General features: G+C 62.9%; 15 protein-coding genes. 13 read left to right on the forward strand and 2 right to left on the reverse strand.

Annotated elements, in window-relative coordinates:
• The first annotated feature begins 17 nt into the window (after positions 1-17).
• The 12 genes from ACR30Z_RS04985 to ACR30Z_RS05040 all read left to right on the forward strand — a co-directional run bounded on the left by ACR30Z_RS04985 (position 18) and on the right by ACR30Z_RS05040 (position 14,246).
• Positions 18-707, forward strand: coding sequence for a hypothetical protein (locus tag ACR30Z_RS04985; RefSeq protein ID WP_144648013.1), 690 nt, complete (start codon positions 18-20; stop codon positions 705-707).
• Positions 708-972: 265 nt separating this feature from the next.
• Positions 973-2,142, forward strand: a complete 1,170-nt coding sequence (gene sucC / locus ACR30Z_RS04990; protein ID WP_089593935.1) for an ADP-forming succinate--CoA ligase subunit beta — start codon at positions 973-975, stop codon at positions 2,140-2,142.
• A gap of 12 nt (positions 2,143-2,154) precedes the next feature.
• Positions 2,155-3,057: a succinate--CoA ligase subunit alpha gene (gene sucD / locus ACR30Z_RS04995; protein WP_144648012.1), complete on the forward strand. Its 903-nt coding sequence runs from the start codon at positions 2,155-2,157 to the stop codon at positions 3,055-3,057.
• A 685-nt stretch (positions 3,058-3,742) separates the two neighbouring features.
• Positions 3,743-4,147: a tautomerase family protein gene (locus ACR30Z_RS05000; protein WP_434371427.1), complete on the forward strand. Its 405-nt coding sequence runs from the start codon at positions 3,743-3,745 to the stop codon at positions 4,145-4,147.
• Between the two features lie 162 nt (positions 4,148-4,309).
• Positions 4,310-5,386 (forward strand): 5-dehydro-2-deoxygluconokinase, encoded by a 1,077-nt coding sequence (gene iolC / locus ACR30Z_RS05005; protein WP_434371428.1) that lies wholly within the window; start codon positions 4,310-4,312, stop codon positions 5,384-5,386.
• Positions 5,383-6,357: a Cgl0159 family (beta/alpha)8-fold protein gene (locus ACR30Z_RS05010; protein WP_144648009.1), complete on the forward strand. Its 975-nt coding sequence runs from the start codon at positions 5,383-5,385 to the stop codon at positions 6,355-6,357. Before iolC ends, ACR30Z_RS05010 begins: the two co-directional genes overlap by 4 nt.
• Before the next feature lie 8 nt (positions 6,358-6,365).
• Positions 6,366-8,312 (forward strand): 3D-(3,5/4)-trihydroxycyclohexane-1,2-dione acylhydrolase (decyclizing), encoded by a 1,947-nt coding sequence (gene iolD, locus ACR30Z_RS05015; RefSeq protein WP_208759907.1) that lies wholly within the window; start codon positions 6,366-6,368, stop codon positions 8,310-8,312.
• A gap of 46 nt (positions 8,313-8,358) precedes the next feature.
• Positions 8,359-9,870, forward strand: coding sequence for a CoA-acylating methylmalonate-semialdehyde dehydrogenase (locus ACR30Z_RS05020; RefSeq protein WP_434371429.1), 1,512 nt, complete (start codon positions 8,359-8,361; stop codon positions 9,868-9,870).
• 38 nt (positions 9,871-9,908) lie between these two features.
• The gene (locus tag ACR30Z_RS05025; RefSeq protein WP_144648007.1) at positions 9,909-10,826 is read left to right on the forward strand and encodes a sugar phosphate isomerase/epimerase family protein; all 918 of its coding nucleotides are present in this window, start codon (positions 9,909-9,911) and stop codon (positions 10,824-10,826) included.
• A gap of 49 nt (positions 10,827-10,875) precedes the next feature.
• Positions 10,876-11,889, forward strand: a complete 1,014-nt coding sequence (locus ACR30Z_RS05030; RefSeq protein WP_434371430.1) for a Gfo/Idh/MocA family protein — start codon at positions 10,876-10,878, stop codon at positions 11,887-11,889.
• A 10-nt stretch (positions 11,890-11,899) separates the two neighbouring features.
• The gene (locus ACR30Z_RS05035; protein ID WP_144648005.1) at positions 11,900-12,772 is read left to right on the forward strand and encodes a sugar phosphate isomerase/epimerase family protein; all 873 of its coding nucleotides are present in this window, start codon (positions 11,900-11,902) and stop codon (positions 12,770-12,772) included.
• 25 nt (positions 12,773-12,797) lie between these two features.
• Entirely contained in the window at positions 12,798-14,246 is a 1,449-nt protein-coding gene (locus ACR30Z_RS05040; RefSeq protein ID WP_434371431.1) for a sugar porter family MFS transporter, read from the forward strand.
• A gap of 84 nt (positions 14,247-14,330) precedes the next feature.
• Here the strand turns inward: ACR30Z_RS05040 and iolB are convergent, their stop codons facing one another.
• Together iolB and ACR30Z_RS05050 are read right to left on the reverse strand one after the other, a co-directional pair.
• Positions 14,331-15,224: a 5-deoxy-glucuronate isomerase gene (iolB, locus tag ACR30Z_RS05045; protein ID WP_144648003.1), complete on the reverse strand. Its 894-nt coding sequence runs from the start codon at positions 15,222-15,224 to the stop codon at positions 14,331-14,333.
• Positions 15,225-15,241: 17 nt separating this feature from the next.
• Positions 15,242-15,982: a GntR family transcriptional regulator gene (locus ACR30Z_RS05050; RefSeq protein WP_144648002.1), complete on the reverse strand. Its 741-nt coding sequence runs from the start codon at positions 15,980-15,982 to the stop codon at positions 15,242-15,244.
• Positions 15,983-16,301: 319 nt separating this feature from the next.
• Between ACR30Z_RS05050 and ACR30Z_RS05055 the strand changes: the two genes are divergently transcribed.
• Positions 16,302-17,297 carry a substrate-binding domain-containing protein gene (locus ACR30Z_RS05055; protein WP_144648001.1) on the forward strand — a complete coding sequence of 332 codons (996 nt, stop codon included), beginning with the start codon at positions 16,302-16,304 and terminating at the stop codon, positions 17,295-17,297.
• Positions 17,298-17,302: the final 5 nt, after the last annotated feature.

Below are 17,302 nucleotides of genomic sequence, written 5' to 3' on the forward strand. Positions count from 1 at the left end.
CCGGCATAATTAGTGGCATGCGACGGACTGTTCTGGGGATTTTTGCTGCCGCGCTCTTGGTCTTGACCACAGGGTGCTCCTTCGCCACCGAGGACCCGGACTACGTTCCGCCGGCCCCCCTGGCGCCCCTGGAGCAGTTGCAACAGGTTCCCGTCACCGAGCAGACTACCTTGTCCGCCGGCGAGGATGTCACCGCCTTCGTCACCACGGACCGGACCATCGTGTGCGCCCTGACATCCTCCAAGGGTGGACACCTGAACCTGCCCTACGAGGCCAACTCCTACTCGGACGCCGCCAACAACAAGTTCGCCGTGGTCCCGGTGGCTCATTGCGAACTGGCCAAGTATGCCAAGCCGGAGTTGGCCGACATTGCCGATGATTGTGCCGGAACGGGCCTGGGCTATCTCGGCGGCACAGTTCTCCTCTCACCGGACAAGGCCGTCTACGGCTCATGTCGTTCCGGCGTAACACAAATGGAGTCGGAGTTTGGGCCCAAAGGCAGCCGCAACGGGCCCATCTCCAAGCTGCGGGAGTTGGCCGAGGGGCAGAATATTGAGCGGAACGGTTTGCGCTGCTCTGCGTATAACGGCGGTGTTGCCTGCGGAAACGTCTCCGGTGGGGTGGCCTTCTTCGTGACTCCCGAGGGGTACCAGCTGATTTCCGACGGCGGCAAAACGGTCCGCGGGAGCCTGAAACAAGCGTCCTGATCGCCTCCGGACAGCCGTCGAAGAGCCCAAAAACCGCGTCATTATGCGGTTTTTCTACATCCGATAGAAGTGTAAGGTTACTCACTTAACAGGTAGTGTGTAGCTGGCGGGACTCCTCAAAGGGCTAAAGTTCCGAGAGGACCTTACGCAATGTGACCGGCTTCAATCCCGGTTGTTTACCGCGTACTTTCCGCAGCTGGCTATCGCGGTCATCGCGGTTCCCGGCTGAACAGAAAACTACTTCGACGTAGAAGGACACTAAACCGTGGACCTGTTTGAATATCAGGCGCGCGATATGTTCGAAGCGCACGGTGTACCCGTGCTCGCCGGCATCGTGGCGCACACTCCTGAAGAAGCGAAGGCAGCTGCCGAGAAGATCGGTGGCGTAACTGTCGTAAAGGCACAGGTTAAGGTTGGTGGCCGCGGCAAGGCTGGCGGCGTCAAGGTTGCCAAGACTGCCGAAGAGGCGCTTGAGCACTCCACCAACATCCTGGGCATGGACATCAAGGGCCACACCGTCAACAAGGTGATGATCGCCCAGGGTGCAGACATCGCCGAGGAATTCTACTTCTCGGTCCTCCTGGACCGTGCAAACCGCAACTACCTGGCCATGTGCTCGGTTGAAGGCGGCATGGAGATCGAGCAGCTTGCCGTTGAGCGTCCCGAGGCCTTGGCCAAGATCGCCATCGATCCCGCTGTGGGCATCGACCAGGCCAAGGCTGACGAGATCGTCGCAGCTGCAGGTTTCGCTGAAGAACTGCGCGGCAAGGTGGCCGACGTCATTCTGAAGCTCTGGGACGTCTTCAAGAAGGAAGACGCAACCCTGGTTGAGGTCAACCCGCTGGTCCGCACCGGCGCAGGCGAGATCGTTGCCCTCGACGGCAAGGTTTCCCTGGACGAGAACGCTGACTTCCGCCACGTGCACCACGCAACGTTGGAAGACAAGGACGCAGCTGACCCGCTCGAGGCCAAGGCCAAGGCGCAGGACCTCAACTACGTCAAGCTGGACGGCGAAGTGGGCATCATCGGCAACGGCGCCGGTCTTGTGATGTCGACGCTCGACGTCGTTGCTTACGCTGGCGAGAACCACGGCAACGTCAAGCCCGCCAACTTCCTGGACATCGGCGGTGGAGCTTCCGCTGAGGTCATGGCCAATGGCCTTGACGTCATCCTGGGCGACTCCCAGGTCAAGAGCGTGTTCGTGAACGTCTTCGGCGGCATCACCGCATGTGACGCCGTTGCCAAGGGCATCGTCGGTGCACTGGCTGAGCTGGGTTCCTCCGCGAACAAGCCGCTGGTGGTTCGCCTCGACGGTAACAACGTTGAGGAAGGCCGCCGCATCCTGACCGAGGCCAACCACCCGCTGGTTACCCTGGCCGCCACCATGGACGAGGGCGCCGACAAGGCCGCCGAGCTCGCCAACGCAGCTAAGTAAAGGGACGCGACAATGTCTATCTACCTCAACAAGGACTCCAAGGTCATCGTTCAGGGCATTACCGGCGGCGAGGGCACCAAGCACACCGCCCTGATGCTCAAGGCCGGCACCAACATTGTTGGTGGCGTCAACGCCCGCAAGGCCGGCACCACGGTCCTTCACGGCGACAAGGAGATCAACGTCTTCGGCACCGTCAAGGAAGCCATCGCTGAAACCGGCGCAGACGTTTCCATCGTCTTCGTTCCGCCTGCATTCACCAAGGACGCCGTGGTTGAAGCCATCGAAGCCGGCATCGGCCTCGTTGTGGTCATCACGGAAGGCGTGCCGGTTCAGGACTCCGCCGAATTCTGGGCCCTCGCCCAGTCCAAGGTGGACGCAGACGGCAAGCAGATCACCCGCATCATCGGCCCGAACTGCCCCGGCATCATCACCCCGGGCGAGGCCCTGGTTGGCATCACCCCGGCAAACATCACGGGCAAGGGCCCCATCGGCCTCGTGTCCAAGTCCGGTACCTTGACCTACCAGATGATGTACGAACTCCGTGACCTCGGCTTCTCCACCGCGATCGGCATCGGTGGCGACCCCATCATCGGCACCACGCACATCGACGCCCTGGCTGCGTTCGAAGCTGACCCCGAGACCAAGGCAATCGTCATGATCGGTGAAATCGGTGGCGACGCTGAAGAGCGCGCAGCCGACTTCATCAAGGCCAACGTCACCAAGCCGGTTGTCGGCTACGTTGCTGGCTTCACGGCTCCTGAGGGCAAGACCATGGGCCACGCAGGCGCCATTGTTTCCGGCTCCGCAGGTACGGCCCAGGCCAAGAAGGAAGCCCTCGAAGCCGCAGGCGTGAAGGTCGGCAAGACGCCGTCCGAGACCGCCACGCTGCTGCGCGAAGTTTTCGCAACGCTCTAGGGTTTACAAACAGTACGACGGCGGCCCGGTGCCTTCCCCACGGAAGGCGCCGGGCCGTCGTCGTTCTTTAAGCCAGTCCTCAGTGACGCGCATGTTCGCTGGTGACGCCCGGATGTGGGTGTCCTGTGTCGGGTTGGGTGTCGCGTACGTGTTTGTGTGTCATTTACGACGGCGGCACGGTGCCTTCCCGCGGAAGGTGCCGGGCCGCCGTCGTACTTTAAGCGTTCGTTGTGGGGCCGGCTGTGCGGGGTATTCGCGTGTTTTGGGGCGCAGAGCGGGCCTAGCAACGTGAGGTTCCCCGTTGTGGGGCCCACTGTGCGGGGTATTCGCGTGTTTGGGGGCGCAGCGCGGGGACGAGTGACGCGCAGGTTCGCTGGGGACGCGGATGTTCGCTGGTGACGCCCGGATGTGGGTGTCCTGTGTCGGGTTGGGTGTCGGGTAGGAGTTTGTGTGTCATTCTCGACGGCGGCACGGTGCCTTCCCGCGGAAGGTGCCGGGCCGCCGTCGTGCTTTGAGTGTTCGTTGTGGGGCCCGTTTTACGTGCTACTCGCGTTTTTTGGGGCGCAGAGTGGGCCTCGCAACGCTCGAGCAAAGTCCCGTTGGGTGTTTCCGATGGGACTTTGTTGTTTCGCCGAGCAAGTATATTTGTTAGTATGTCAGGACAAACTATTTCAGGAGGGTGACAATGCCACTTGTTCGAATCGACATCAACCAAGGCCGCTCGTCTGAGGAGCTGGCAGCCCTGAGTCGCGCCATCCACGACGCGATTCTTGCCGAGTACCAGATTCCCGAGCGGGACTACTTCCACATCCTCACCGAACATCCTCAGGGCCAGATTGTGGCGCAGGATGCAGGGCTCGGCTTTGAGCGCACGTCCGGCGTTGTGATGATCCAGATCTTCACTCAGGGCGGTCGCAGCCAGATGGCCAAAAGCTCGCTGTTCGAGGCCATTGCGAGCAGCCTGGCAGAACTGGGGATCGCCGGGGAGGACGTCTTCGTGGGATACGTGGAGAACACTCCAGGGGACTGGTCGTTCGGCTTCGGGCGCAGCCAGTATGTCACCGGAGAACTGGCTGTGCCACGCAAGTAATTGCTGTCCGTGTCATGTTGTAAATATGTCAGTACAAACCTTTGACAGGACATGAAATCTGGTGCAAAGTAGTCATGTGGCCCCGCTCACTGAGGGGTGGCAAGGCATTGGGGCCCAGCGCTCAAAGGTTCAGAGTTCACAAGAGAAAGGTCAACGATCACCGTGACCCACGAACTACTCACGATCGGGCGCATCAGCGTTGATATCTACCCGAATGACATCGGAGTGGACCTGGAGGACGTTACGTCCTTCGGCAAATACCTGGGAGGCTCGCCCTCCAACGTGGCTGTTGCGGCAGCCCGCCACGGCCGCCGCACCGGTGTCATCACCCGCACCGGCGATGACGCCTTTGGGAAGTACCTGCACCGCGAACTTCACAAGTTCAACGTTGACGATTCGTTCGTTTCTCCGGTTACGGAATACCCCACGGCAGTGACGTTCTGTGCGATCAAGCCCGCAACGGACGAGTTCCCGCTGTACTTCTACGGCCGCTTCCCCACGGCGCCTGACCTGCAGATCAAAGCCGAAGAGCTTGATCTGGAAGCCGTCCGCGAAGCAGGAATCTTCTGGTCCACCGTCACCGGCCTGTGCCAGGAGCCCAGCCGCAGCGCACACATCGCCGCACACCAGGCCCGTCCCCGGACCGGCTTGAAGCCGGGCCAATTCACCATTTTGGACCTGGATTACCGCCCCATGTTCTGGGCCTCGGAAGCCGAAGCCCGCGCCGAGGTTGCCAAGATCCTCCCGCACGTCACCGTCGCGATCGGCAACGACAAGGAATGCGCTGTGGCCGTCGGTGAGGGAACACCCGACGAGCAGGCAGACCGCCTACTGGCGGCCGGCGTTGAAATCGCCGTTGTGAAGCTTGGCGCTGAAGGCGTGATGGCCAAGACCCGCACGGAACGCGTGGTCTCGGCGCCTGTCCCGGTGGAAACCGTCAACGGCCTGGGCGCCGGCGACTCCTTCGGCGGCGCTTTCTGTCACGGACTGCTGTCCGGCTGGCCGCTGTCGGAAGTCCTCGACTACGCCAACGCTTCGGGCGCGATTGTCGCCTCCCGTGTGTCGTGCGCGGATGCGATGCCGACGCCGGACGAGGTCACCTCGCTGCTCGCGGAACGCGGCCGGCCCATCCCTGGTGCCACTCTCGCAGCCTCCTCGACTCTCGCAGCCTCCTCCACCCTCGCAGCCTCCTCCACCCTCGCAGCCTCCTCCACCCTCGCAGAAGGAGCAGTGCGTTGAGCCTCAACGATGACCCACGCCGTTATGAGCACCTGAGCCGGATCAGGCTCGAAGACCCCGAGGCTGTTGCCCGCGCTGCGGCCACCCGCCGCAAGCACCCGGGCTTGAAGCACGACACCCAGAACTTCATCGTCGCTGCCGACCACCCCGCCCGCGGCGCCCTTGCAGTTGGCACGGAGCCGATGGCCATGGCTGATCGCCGGGACCTCCTGGACCGCCTCCAGATTGCGTTGGCCAACCCCGCCGTGGACGGCATCCTTGCCTCGCCGGATATCATGGATGACCTTCTGCTCTTGGGGGCGTTGGACGGCAAACTCATCTTCGGCTCCATGAACCGCGGCGGCCTGGCCGGTTTGGTCAACGAGTTCGACGACCGCTTCACCGGGCACACCGCCGAAGCCCTGGAAGCACTCGGCGCTGATGGCGGCAAGATGCTGACCCGTATCTGCCTTGGCGATCCGGACACGGTGGCCACGCTTGAAGCCACAGCCAAGGCCATCGATTCGCTGGCCGCACGCAAGCTGATCGCCATGGTTGAACCCTTCCTGTCCGTTCGTGATGCGCACGGCAAGGTCCGCAACGACCTCCGCGCAGACGCTGTGATCAAGTCCGTTGGCATCGCCGAGGGCCTCGGCTCCACCAGCGCCTACACGTGGATGAAACTGCCGGTTGTAGCGGAGATGGAACGTGTCATGGCCTCCACCACGCTGCCCACGGTTTTGTTGGGCGGAGACCCCGATGGAACCCAGGACGAGGTGTTCGCCAGCTGGCAAGCGGCGCTGGCGCTTCCCGGTGTTCGCGGCCTGACTGTCGGCCGGACCCTTTTGTACCCGCACGACGGCGACGTTGCAGGCGCCGTTGCGACGGCCGCCTCGCTGCTGAACAACAGCGGGCCCGTCCCGGCAGTCGTCGAACCGGCCGCTGCAGAGCGCTCATCGTCCAACCGCATCCCCGTGAAAGTATCGGAGTAAAGAAAACCATGGGAACAGCAACCCGTCGGATGACCGTGGCGCAGGCCGTGGTCGAGTTCCTTTCCAAGCAGTACACCGTGGATTCCATTAATGGTGCGGAGTACCGTGAGCGCCTGATTCCGGGCACCTTCGGCATCTTCGGACACGGCAATGTTGCTGGTGTGGGACAGGCCTTGAAGCAGTATCAAGCCGCGGACCCCGCCATCATGCCGTACTACCAGGGTCGCAATGAGCAGGCCCAGGTGCACCAGGCTGTGGGCTACGCACGGCACACGCGTCGCCGCCAGACGTTCGCGATCAGCACTTCCATCGGCCCGGGTTCCTCGAACCTGCTGACCGGTGCTGCGTTGGCCACCACCAACCGCCTTCCCGTGCTGCTGCTGCCGAGTGACACCTTCGCCACCCGGGCTGCTGACCCTGTGCTCCAGCAGTTGGAACTCCCGTACGCCTACGACATCACGGTCAACGATGCTTTCCGTCCGTTGTCCAAGTTCTTCGACCGGGTCTCGCGTCCGGAACAGTTGTTCTCCGCGTTCCACCACGGGTTGCGTGTCCTGACGGATCCGGCCGAAACCGGCGCAGTCACCATTTCACTGCCGCAGGATGTCCAGGCAGAGGCCTTCGACGTCCCGGAAGAGTTCCTGGCCGAACGTGAATGGCGGATCCGCCGTCCCGAGGCCGAGGATGACGACATCCGCCGCGCCGTGGAGGCCATCCGCGCGGCCAAGCGCCCGCTGATCATCGCCGGCGGTGGAGTCCTCTACGCCTACGCCAACGAGGAACTCGCCACGTTCGCCGAACTAACCGGCATCCCGGTAGGCAACACTCAGGCTGGCGTCGGCGTCCTGCCGTGGGACCACAAGTTCTCCCTGGGTGCCATCGGTTCAACCGGCACGACGGCGGCCAACGCCATCGCTGCCGAAGCTGACCTCATCATCGGCATCGGGACCCGCTACGAGGACTTCACCACGGCGTCCCGCACGGCGTTCCAGAACCCTGACGTGAAGTTCGTGAACATCAACGTGGCTGCGATCGATGCCTACAAGCACGGCACCACACTGCCGATCGTCGCCGATGCGCGCAAGGCGCTGGTGAAACTCAACCAGGCCCTGGGTGGCTACCGCGTCGGTGCTGACCTCGAGGAGAAGGTCGCGGCGGAGAAGAAGCGCTGGAACGCGATCGTGGACGAGGCTTTCGAGACCCGTTACACACCGCTCCCGGCCCAGAACGAGATCATCGGCGCCACCAACAAGGCCATGGATGACCAGGACGTCGTCATCTGTGCCGCCGGTTCCCTGCCCGGTGACCTGCACAAGATGTGGCGTGTCCGTGACCCCTTCGGTTACCACGTGGAATACGCGTACTCCTGCATGGGCTACGAAATCCCCGGAGGGCTGGGCGTGAAGCGCGCAGCACTGGCCGAAGCCGCAGCAGGCGGCCCGGAACGGGATGTGGTGGTCATGGTGGGGGACGGCTCCTACCTGATGATGCACACCGAACTGGTCACCGCCGTCGCCGAACGCATCAAGCTGATCGTGGTCCTGATCCAGAACCACGGCTACGCCTCCATCGGTTCCCTGTCCGAATCCCTCGGCTCGCAGCGCTTCGGTACGCAGTACCGCGTCCTGGACAAGGAACAGCACAGCTTCGACGCCGGTGAAAACCTTCCCATCGACCTCGCCACCAACGCAGAATCCCTGGGCGCCAAGGTCATCCGGATCGAACCGGGGGAGAACGTCATCGAAGCCCTCGGCGCGGCCATCAAGGAAGCCAAGGCAGCCCCGGAGACCGGACCGATCGTGATTCATGTCGAGTCCGATCCTCTGCTGGACGCACCGAGTTCCGAGTCCTGGTGGGACGTTCCCGTCTCACAGGTCTCCGACCTCGAATCAACCCAGCAGGCCTACAAGACCTATACAGACCACAAGAACCGCCAGCGCAAGCTGCTCGGCTAGTCACAGCCCCGCCCTAAAAGCCACAGACCAAAAAGGAAGTCCGCACATGTCGACGACGACCACACTGACCACCATTCACCACTTCATTGACGGCGCTGAAACCACTGGTGAGGGCGACCGCACCCAGTCGGTGTACAACCCGGCCACCGGGCAGGTTTCGGCGGAGCTGCGCCTGGCCAGCGAAGCCGATTTGAACACCACGGTTGCTGCCGCGAAGAAGGCCGCCGAGTCCTGGGGCGATATTTCCCTGGCCAAACGCACTGCGGTGTTGTTCAAGTTCCGTGAGCTCGTCGCCGCCCATGTCGATGACCTCGCCGAGCTGATCACCGCCGAGCACGGCAAGGTCCTCTCCGATGCGAAGGGCGAGATCGGCCGTGGCCTGGAGGTCATCGAGTTCGCCTGTGGCATCCCGCAGCTGCTCAAGGGCGACTACTCGGACCAGGTCTCCACCGGCATCGATGTGTTCTCCTTCCGCGAACCCCTGGGCGTCGTTGCCGGGATCACCCCGTTCAACTTCCCGGTCATGGTGCCGCTGTGGATGGCCCCGATGGCCATCGCCACCGGCAACGCGTTCATCCTCAAGCCCTCCGAGCGTGACCCGTCCGCGCCGATGCTGCTGGCCAAGCTCTGGAAGCAGGCCGGCCTGCCCGATGGCGTGTTCCAGGTCCTGCACGGCGGCAAGGAAACCGTGGACGGGCTGCTGACCCACCCGGACGTGGACGGGATCTCCTTCGTCGGCTCCACCCCGATCGCCCAGTACGTCCACGAGACCGCCACCAAGCATGGCAAAAGGGTCCAGGCCCTGGGCGGGGCGAAGAACCACGCCATCGTGATGCCCGACGCCGACCTGGACAACGCCGCCGATCACCTCGCCGCCGCCGCGTTCGGTTCCGCCGGTGAGCGCTGCATGGCCATCTCCGTCGCCGTTGCCGTCGGTGACGCTGCGGACCTGATCGTCAAAAAGGTCCAAGAACGCGCCCTGGCCGTGAAGGTCAAGAACGGCACCGAACCCGACGCCGAGATGGGCCCGGTCATCACCCCGGCGTCCAAGGAACGCATTGTCAAGATCGTCACCGAAGCCGAAACCGCGGGAGCTGCCATGGTGGTGGACGGCCGCGATCTGGTGGTCCCCGGCCACGAAGACGGTTTCTGGGTGGGCCCCACCGTGATCGACCACGTCACAGCCGAAATGACCGCCTACACCGAGGAAATCTTCGGACCCGTCCTGGTGGTGGTCCGCGTGGCCGACCTAGAAGAAGGCATCGCCCTGATCAACTCCAACCCGTACGGCAACGGAACCGCGATCTTCACCTCCTCCGGCGCGAACGCCAGGAAGTTCCAGCGCTCGGTGACCGTGGGCATGGTAGGCATCAACGTGCCCCTGCCCGTCCCGGTGGCCTACCACTCCTTCGGCGGCTGGAAGAACTCCCTCTTCGGCGACAAGCACATCTACGGCCCCGAAGGCGTCTCTTTCTACACCCGGGGCAAGGTCATCACCTCCCGCTGGCCCGAGCCCACCCACGCCTCCGGCGCCTCCTACAACTTCCCCTCCAACTAACCGCCCGCTACACCGTCGCAAAGGAAGACAACGCTGTCATGACTGATGTCGAGAACAAGCTGATCATCGGCACCGCCCCCGACTCCTGGGGCGTGTGGTTTGCCGACGACCCCCAGCAGACCCCGTGGGAACGGTTCCTGGACGAAGTTGCTGAATCCGGCTACAAGTGGATCGAACTGGGTCCGTACGGTTACCTGCCGAACGACCCCACGCGCTTGGCCGAGGAACTAAAGCAGCGCGACCTCAAGGTCACCGCGGGAACGGTGTTCACGGCTTTCCACCGCGGCGCCAAGCAGTACGACGAGGCGTGGGAACCGGCCCGCAAGGTAGCCGAGCTGACCGCAGCCATGGGCGGCGAACACATCGTGGTCATCCCGGCGATGTGGCGTGACGACGTCACTGGAGAAGCCGTCGAAAACGGTGAACTCAGCGACGAGCAGTGGGCCGACCTCTTCGCCGGCCACAATCGCATGGGCAAGGTCCTGCTGGAGGACTTCGGTCTGCACCAGCAGTTCCACTCGCACGCCGACTCGCATGTCGGGGCGCAGCAGGACATTGAAACCCTCCTGGCCGCCACGGATCCGCAGTACTTGAACCTTTGTTTGGACACAGGGCACGCAGAATACTGCGGCGCTTCCAGCTTGGAGCTCATCAAGAACTATCCGGACCGCATCGGCTACCTGCACCTGAAGCAGATCAATCCCGAGGTGCTGGCTGAGGTCAACGAGAAGAACATGACCTGGGCTGCCGCCAACCTGGCCGGCGTCATGACCGAGCCGCCGAACGGCCTCCCGGATCTGCGCGCTGTGATCGAAGCGGTGGAAGCCCTCAACCGACCCATCTTCGGCATCGTGGAACAGGACATGTACCCGGTAGCGTTCGATGTGCCGATGCCTATCGCCAAGCGAACCCGCAACTACTTGCTTTCCTGCGGCTCCCGTACGCGAATCCAGTAGCAGCTCCCCGACACAGCACCCCAGAAGAACCTCACGAAGGACAGATACAGTGACACAGACTCTCCGCGTTGCCGTCATCGGCGCAGGCCGCATGGGTGCGGACCACATCAAACGCCTCAGTACCCGCATTCACGGCGCTGAGGTGGCCGCCGTCGTAGACGTTGACCTGGCCCGCGCGCAAGCCGCCATCGAGGGCATCGATGGCGCCGTGGCGCTGGCCAGTGCCGATGAGGCACTCAACAACGGTGACGTGAACGCCGTCCTGATCGCCACTCCGGGTTTCCTCCACGAGGAAATCCTTTACAAGGCGCTGGAGAAGGACTTCCCGATCCTCTGCGAGAAGCCGCTGACGCCGGACGCCGACAGCGCCTGGAAGGTTGTCCAGGCTGAACAATCGCTGGGCCATAAGCGCATCCAGGTGGGCTTTATGCGTCGCTTCGACGCCGAGTACTCGGCGTTGGGGGCAATCATCCGCAACAGCGAATTGGGGGAGCTGTTGATGTTGCACCACCAGCACCGCAACCCGACCACGCCCGAGGGCTTCACCAACGAGATGCTGATCAACGACTCCGTGGTCCATGAGTTCGACGCGATCCGCTACTTCGCGGGTGAGGAAATCACCTCAGTGCAGGTCCGCCTGGGCAAGCCCACACGCAGTGCGCCCAACGGCCAGCACGATCCCCAGCATGTACTGCTGGAGACCGAATCAGGTGTGCTGGCCGACGTCGAAATCTACGTCAATGCCAAGTTTGGCTATCAGGTGGCCACGCAGGCGTCCTTCGAGGACGGCATCGTGAGCATCGGCGGGGACAACGGCCCGTACGTCCAGTCCGCGGGCAAGTGGGGCGGCAACGTCACCCCCGGCTTTGAGGAGCGTTTCGGAGCGGCGTACGACGTCGAGGTGCAGGCTTGGGTGGACGCCGCCCTTCGCGGCGAAATTGGCGGTCCCACCGCGTGGGACGGTTACGCCACCGCAGCTTGTTGCGAGGCAGGCGTCGAGGCCCAGAAGTTCGGCGAGAAGGTCAAAGTCCAGCTGAACACCAAGCCGGATCTCTACAAGTAGGGGGTTGACCATGAAGATCGCACTTGATCCCACACCGTTCCACCACAGCCACAGCCTGCTGGAGTTCCCGCGTGTTGCGGCAGATCTCGGCTACAAGTACCTGCAGATGACCCCGCACGCGGACCTCATTCCGTTCTTCAACCACCCCAAGGCCGACGACGAGCTGGTGGGGAAGTTGAAGGCCGCGTGCAAGGACGCCGGCGTTGAAATCGCGTCGGTCCTGCCGGTCCTTCGCTGGTCAGGTCCGGACGAGGATGCCCGCGAGGCCGCTGTCCGCTACTGGAAGCGTGCCATCCAGATCGCGGTGGACCTGGGTGTCCAGACCATGAACACGGAGTTCAGCGGCCGCCCCGAGAAGGCAGAAGAGTCGGAGCGGGCGTTCTACCGCTCCATGGAAGAACTCCTGCCCATCATCGAACGTGAAGACATGGACGTGCTGATCGACCCGCACCCGGACGATTTCGTGGAGGATGGCCTGGCTGCACTGCGCGTCATCAGGGGCATCAACTCGCCCAACATCGGCATGGTCTATGTCGCTTCGCACACGTTCCACATGGGCAACAAACCCTTGGAGATCATGCGGGCAGCGGGAGACAAGCTCCGGCTGGTGCACGTCTCGGACACCATGAACCACCATGCTTCGCACGGCCTGCGCTACATCACCAATCCGCCCGGCAACGCCGTCCGCGTCCACCAACACCTGAAGATTGGCGACGGCGACGTCAACTGGGACGAGTTCTTCGGCGGACTGAAGGAGATCGGCTTCCTGGACAAGGCGAACACCGTGATGGTGTCGTCCGTGTTCGCCGAAGACGACAACGCGGAAGAAGTCTCCCGGTACCAGCTCAAGACGATGACCGACTACGTCGCCCGGACAAAGTAAGGACAGGTAGCGAGAAAAGGTACCTATGACAAAGTCTCCTTCATTCGAGACCGAAACCGGCCGGCTCCCAGCTCCACCTGCACCTTCCGGGAAACCCAGCAAGCCGGTCAATCCCAAGAAATTCCTCCGCAAAGTCGCGTTGTTCTCCACGTTCGGTGGGCTGCTGTTCGGCTATGACACCGGCGTGATCAACGGTGCCCTGCCGTTCATGCAGAAGGACCTTGGCCTGACGCCATTGACCGAAGGCCTGGTGACCTCCACCCTGCTCTTCGGCGCGGCATTCGGCGCGATCAGCGCAGGGCGGCTGTCCGACCGTTTCGGTCGCCGCAAGACCATCATGGGCCTCGCCCTGGTCTTCGCTTTTGCAACCATCGGCTGCTCCTTGGCGCCGACCACTGAGCTTCTGGTCCTTGCCCGCACAGTCCTGGGTCTCGCCGTCGGCGGTGCCTCGGTGATTGTTCCCGTGTACCTGGCGGAAATGTCTCCGGCGGCGCAGCGCGGCAGGATCGTCACGCAGAACGAACTCATGATCGTCACCGGGCAGTTCCTTGCCTTCACGTTCAACGCCGTGTTGGGCAACCTCTTCCCGGAGGAGCTGCACGTGTGGCGCTGGATGCTGGTGATTGCCACGCTTCCAGCCGTAATCCTATGGTTTGGCATGCTGATCCTCCCGGAGAGTCCGCGGTGGCTCGCGTCTTCAGGGCGATTCGGCGAAGTCATGGAGGTCCTGCGGCGCACCCGCGCTGCGGGCGAAGTTTCCGAGGAGTTCGACGACGTCCGGCGCGCCGCCCGCGAAGATTACCAATCCAAGATGGGGACGTTCAAGGACCTGACCGTTCCGTGGATTCGCAGGATCTTCGTGGTGGGACTGGGGCTTGCCGTGATCAACCAGATCAGCGGCGTGAACGCCATCATGTACTACGGCACATCCATCCTGTCTTCGTCCGGCTTCGGCGACCAAGGTGCATTGCTGGCCAATGTAGTCAATGGCGTGACGTCCGTGGTCGCCGTGATCGTGGGTATGTGGATGATGACCAGGCTTCCCCGTAAAGCCATGCTGATCGGTGGCCTGTGTGGCACGGCCGTGTCCCTTACCGCCATATCGGTGATCTCGTTCGCCGTGCCGGAAGGGACGCTCAGGGCCTACCTTGTGCTGCTGTTCATGGTGACGTTCCTGGCGTCCATGCAGTCGTGCATCGGCACTGTCACCTGGTTGACGTTGTCCGAGATCTTCCCCATGCATGTCCGCGGCGTGGGCATGGGTATCTGCGTGTTCGTGCTGTGGATCTTCAACTTCATGGTGGGCTTCTTCTTCCCGCAGATGGTGGCCTGGATGGGTGTTTCCGCCACGTTCCTGGTGTTTGTCGCGCTGCAGTTGGTGGCCATCGCCTGGGTGAAGCGCTCCATGCCGGAAACCAAGGGCAAGAGCCTGGAGGAACTGGAAACGTTCTTCAAAGCCCGCGCCAAGGCGTAGTCGCCCCCAGTTCAAGAGCAGACAGCGAAGGCCCCCTGGAAACCGCCGAAATCCAGGGGGCCTTCGCTGTTGGGGCTGTTGGGCTTATGCACCGAACGGGAGCCGCGGATCGATGTCCTGGTCCTCCCACGTCCGGCGGATCCAGCCGTGGTGGGGGTCGTCGCTGATCAGCCACTCGCGGACCCGGCCGGGGCCGGCCATCACGTTGAGGTAGTAGAGGTCGTAGCCGGGGGCTGCCATGGCCGGACCGTGCCAACCGTAGGGGACCAGGACGACGTCGCCCGTACGGACTTCGGCGGAGACGTCGATGGGCCGCTCGTCGGAGGCGTAGACGCGGGCGTAGCCGATGGCGTCGGAGTCTTCGGGGGCCGGGGATTCAGGCGTGACGCGGGTTTCGAAGTAGTAGATCTCCTCGAGACTGGTCTCGCCGTCTTTCTCCTCATCGTGCTTATGGGGAGGGTAGGAGGACCAGTTGCCGCCCGGCGTGATGACTTCGCACACGATAAAGCGGTCCGCTTCCAGCGCTGCAGGGGTGCCGAAGTTGTGCACTTGGCGTGAGCAGTTGCCTGCCCCGCGCAGTTCAACGGGAGTTTCCGCGGCCGTGACCAGCCTGGTGGGGTACCCGGCCTTTGCCGGTGCGGTAGCAACCGCAACCCTTCCGCCGTCGTTTGAACTGATGGTGACGGCCTTATCGATTCCCGTATACAGGACGTCGCTTGGCCCGTGGAAAACCGACTGCCGCCCCGCGAGGCTGTACTCGCCGTCGTCGACCGTTACGGTGAACGAGCCGCTCAGCGGCACCACGATCCGCTCTTCCGCAGCGGCGGGAAGCTCGACGGCGGCACCTGCGGCGAGCGTCGCGACCTTCAGGCCCGTATGGGCCCAGCCGTCGATGGCCAGGGTGGAATCGGAGGTCCCCAGCGAGATGTCCCATTTACCGTCATTGGCTGTTCCCAGTGGGTATACCCAGTTGGCCATAAGTGTTTGTCCTTGCGTTAGCGCTGTACGAGTGTCATTTCAAAGCTGTAGGAATCGGCGCGGTAGACGTGGTGGCCGGTTTCCACCATGCGTCCGGTGTCGTCCACCGCCGTGCGTTCCATGGTGACCAGTGCCGACCCCGCCTCGGTTTCCAAGAGGGGAGCCTGGTAGTCGTTGGCGATCATGGCGCCGATACGTTGGGATGCCAGCCTGAAGTTCACGCCACCCCGCCTAAGGATGGCGTAGAGGCCTTCGTTGGCAAGCTGGGCTTCATCCATGCTGGTGATGTCATCGCGGACCCAGTTCTCCATGAGCGCCAGCGGCTTGCCGCCCACTTTGCGCAGGCGCGTGAAGTGGTAGACCTTGGAGCCGGTGGGCAGCTGGAGGGCTGCGAGGGTGAGGGCGTCTGCCTCGACGTGGGAGAAGCTCAGGACCTCGGTGGTGGGCTTTTTGCCGTTGTTGCTGAGGTCGTCGTAGAGGCTGGACAGTTCCAGGGGGCGGCGGACCTGGCTGGAGACCACTTGGGTGCCCACGCCGCGTTTGCGGACCAGGAGTCCGGCACGGACAAGCTCGTCCATCGCCTTGCGCATGGTGGGACGGGACAGATTCAGCTGTGCTGCGAGGTCGATCTCGTTGTCCAAGCGGCTGCCGGGTTCAAGGATGCCGCTGTGAATCGCGGCCTCGATGCCTTGAACCACCTGGTGGTAAAGGGGCACAGGGGACGAACGATCGATGCTGAGACTGAGTTGGTTCGCCACTGGATTCTCCTAGACGCCTGCTGAAGGCCGGCCGGGGGAGCGGGTTGCGGCTCCTCTGCCGGATGGGATGGGTATGTCCGTTCATGTTCTCTTGATAGGACATACTGCCTATTTCCGATAATAGCAGCCGGGTTGCGACGGTCAAGGAAACCTCCTCGGGCCGAGTCGCCAAGCCTTCCACTCGAGGAGATTACGTAAAAACATCCTAATGTCAGGACAAACTATTGACAAAGTGTGAGGCGAGTCACCATGATCTGAGTAGTAGGTCATCCGGATACGAGTCTCCGGAGGCCCGAAGCTGAAATCAAAGGAGATAACGGTGGCAAAATTCTCATGGCGCACAGCGGCGGTCGTCGCAGCAGTGGTTCCCCTCGTGGCACTGAGCGCCTGTTCCAGCCAAGGTGGCAAGCCGGCAGATTCCGGCGGGGGAGCCGCTGCCGGCCAAGTGGCGAGCACCGACCGCATCAAGATCGCGCTGATCACCCACGCCCCTCCCGGTGACACCTTCTGGGACACCGTACGCAAGGGTGCGGAAGAAGCCGCGGCCAAGGACAACGTGGAGCTGCTGTACACCAGCGATGCCGAAGCGGGACGCCAGGCCCAGTTGATCCAGCAAGCGGTGGACCAAAAGGTTGATGGCATCGCGGTCACGCTGGCGACTCCCGACGCACTCAAGGATTCGCTCAAGAAGGCCACCGAAGCCGGAATCCCCATTGTCAGCCTGAATGCAGGCGAGTCCGTCTCCAAGCAGCTTGGCGCTTTCACGCACTTCGGTTCCAACGAGAAGCTTGCCGGCGAAGCTGTGGGTGAGCGGCTGGCCGCGGAAAACTTCAAGCACCCCATCTGCGTCATCCAGGCTCAAGGGCACGTAGGCCTGGAAGCCCGGTGCGCCGGTGTTAAGGCGAAGGTTCCTGGAACGGAAATCCTCTACGTCAACGGCGCGGACATGACCTCCGTGGAATCGACAGCAACCGCGAAGTTGCAGGCTTCCAAGGATGCCGACGTGATCATTGGCCTGGGTGCCCCGATCACCCTCACGCTCATCAAGTCCGTGTCCACCGCCGGAAGCTCCGCCAAGGTGGCCAGCTTCGACCTGAACAAGGAACTGGCGCAAAAGATCGCGGACGGCGGAGTGCTGTTCACCGTGGACCAGCAGCCGTGGCTGCAGGGCTACGGCGCCATCGATGCCATTTGGCAGAACAAGCGCGGTGGTTTCACCATCGGCGGCGGCCAGTCCGTCCTGACGGGCCCGGCCATCATCGACAAGGCCAATGCCACCGACGTCCTGAAGTTCGCTGAGCAGGGTATCCGCTAGCACTG

Source organism: Paenarthrobacter sp. FR1, from assembly GCF_051106045.1.
GTDB classification, from domain to species: Bacteria; Actinomycetota; Actinomycetes; order Actinomycetales; family Micrococcaceae; genus Arthrobacter; species Arthrobacter nitroguajacolicus_A.

Excerpts from the sequence above, each read along its gene's own strand:
- ACR30Z_RS04985 (WP_144648013.1), top strand. The coding sequence starts at position 18 with ATGCGACGGACTGTTCTGGGGATTTTTGCTGCCGCGCTCTTGGTCTTG.
- sucD (WP_144648012.1), top strand. The coding sequence starts at position 2,155 with ATGTCTATCTACCTCAACAAGGACTCCAAGGTCATCGTTCAGGGCATT.
- ACR30Z_RS05000 (WP_434371427.1), top strand. The coding sequence starts at position 3,743 with ATGCCACTTGTTCGAATCGACATCAACCAAGGCCGCTCGTCTGAGGAG.
- iolD (WP_208759907.1), top strand. The coding sequence starts at position 6,366 with ATGGGAACAGCAACCCGTCGGATGACCGTGGCGCAGGCCGTGGTCGAG.
- ACR30Z_RS05020 (WP_434371429.1), top strand. The coding sequence starts at position 8,359 with ATGTCGACGACGACCACACTGACCACCATTCACCACTTCATTGACGGC.
- ACR30Z_RS05025 (WP_144648007.1), top strand. The coding sequence starts at position 9,909 with ATGACTGATGTCGAGAACAAGCTGATCATCGGCACCGCCCCCGACTCC.
- ACR30Z_RS05035 (WP_144648005.1), top strand. The coding sequence starts at position 11,900 with ATGAAGATCGCACTTGATCCCACACCGTTCCACCACAGCCACAGCCTG.
- ACR30Z_RS05040 (WP_434371431.1), top strand. The coding sequence starts at position 12,798 with ATGACAAAGTCTCCTTCATTCGAGACCGAAACCGGCCGGCTCCCAGCT.
- iolB (WP_144648003.1), bottom strand. The coding sequence starts at position 15,224 with ATGGCCAACTGGGTATACCCACTGGGAACAGCCAATGACGGTAAATGG.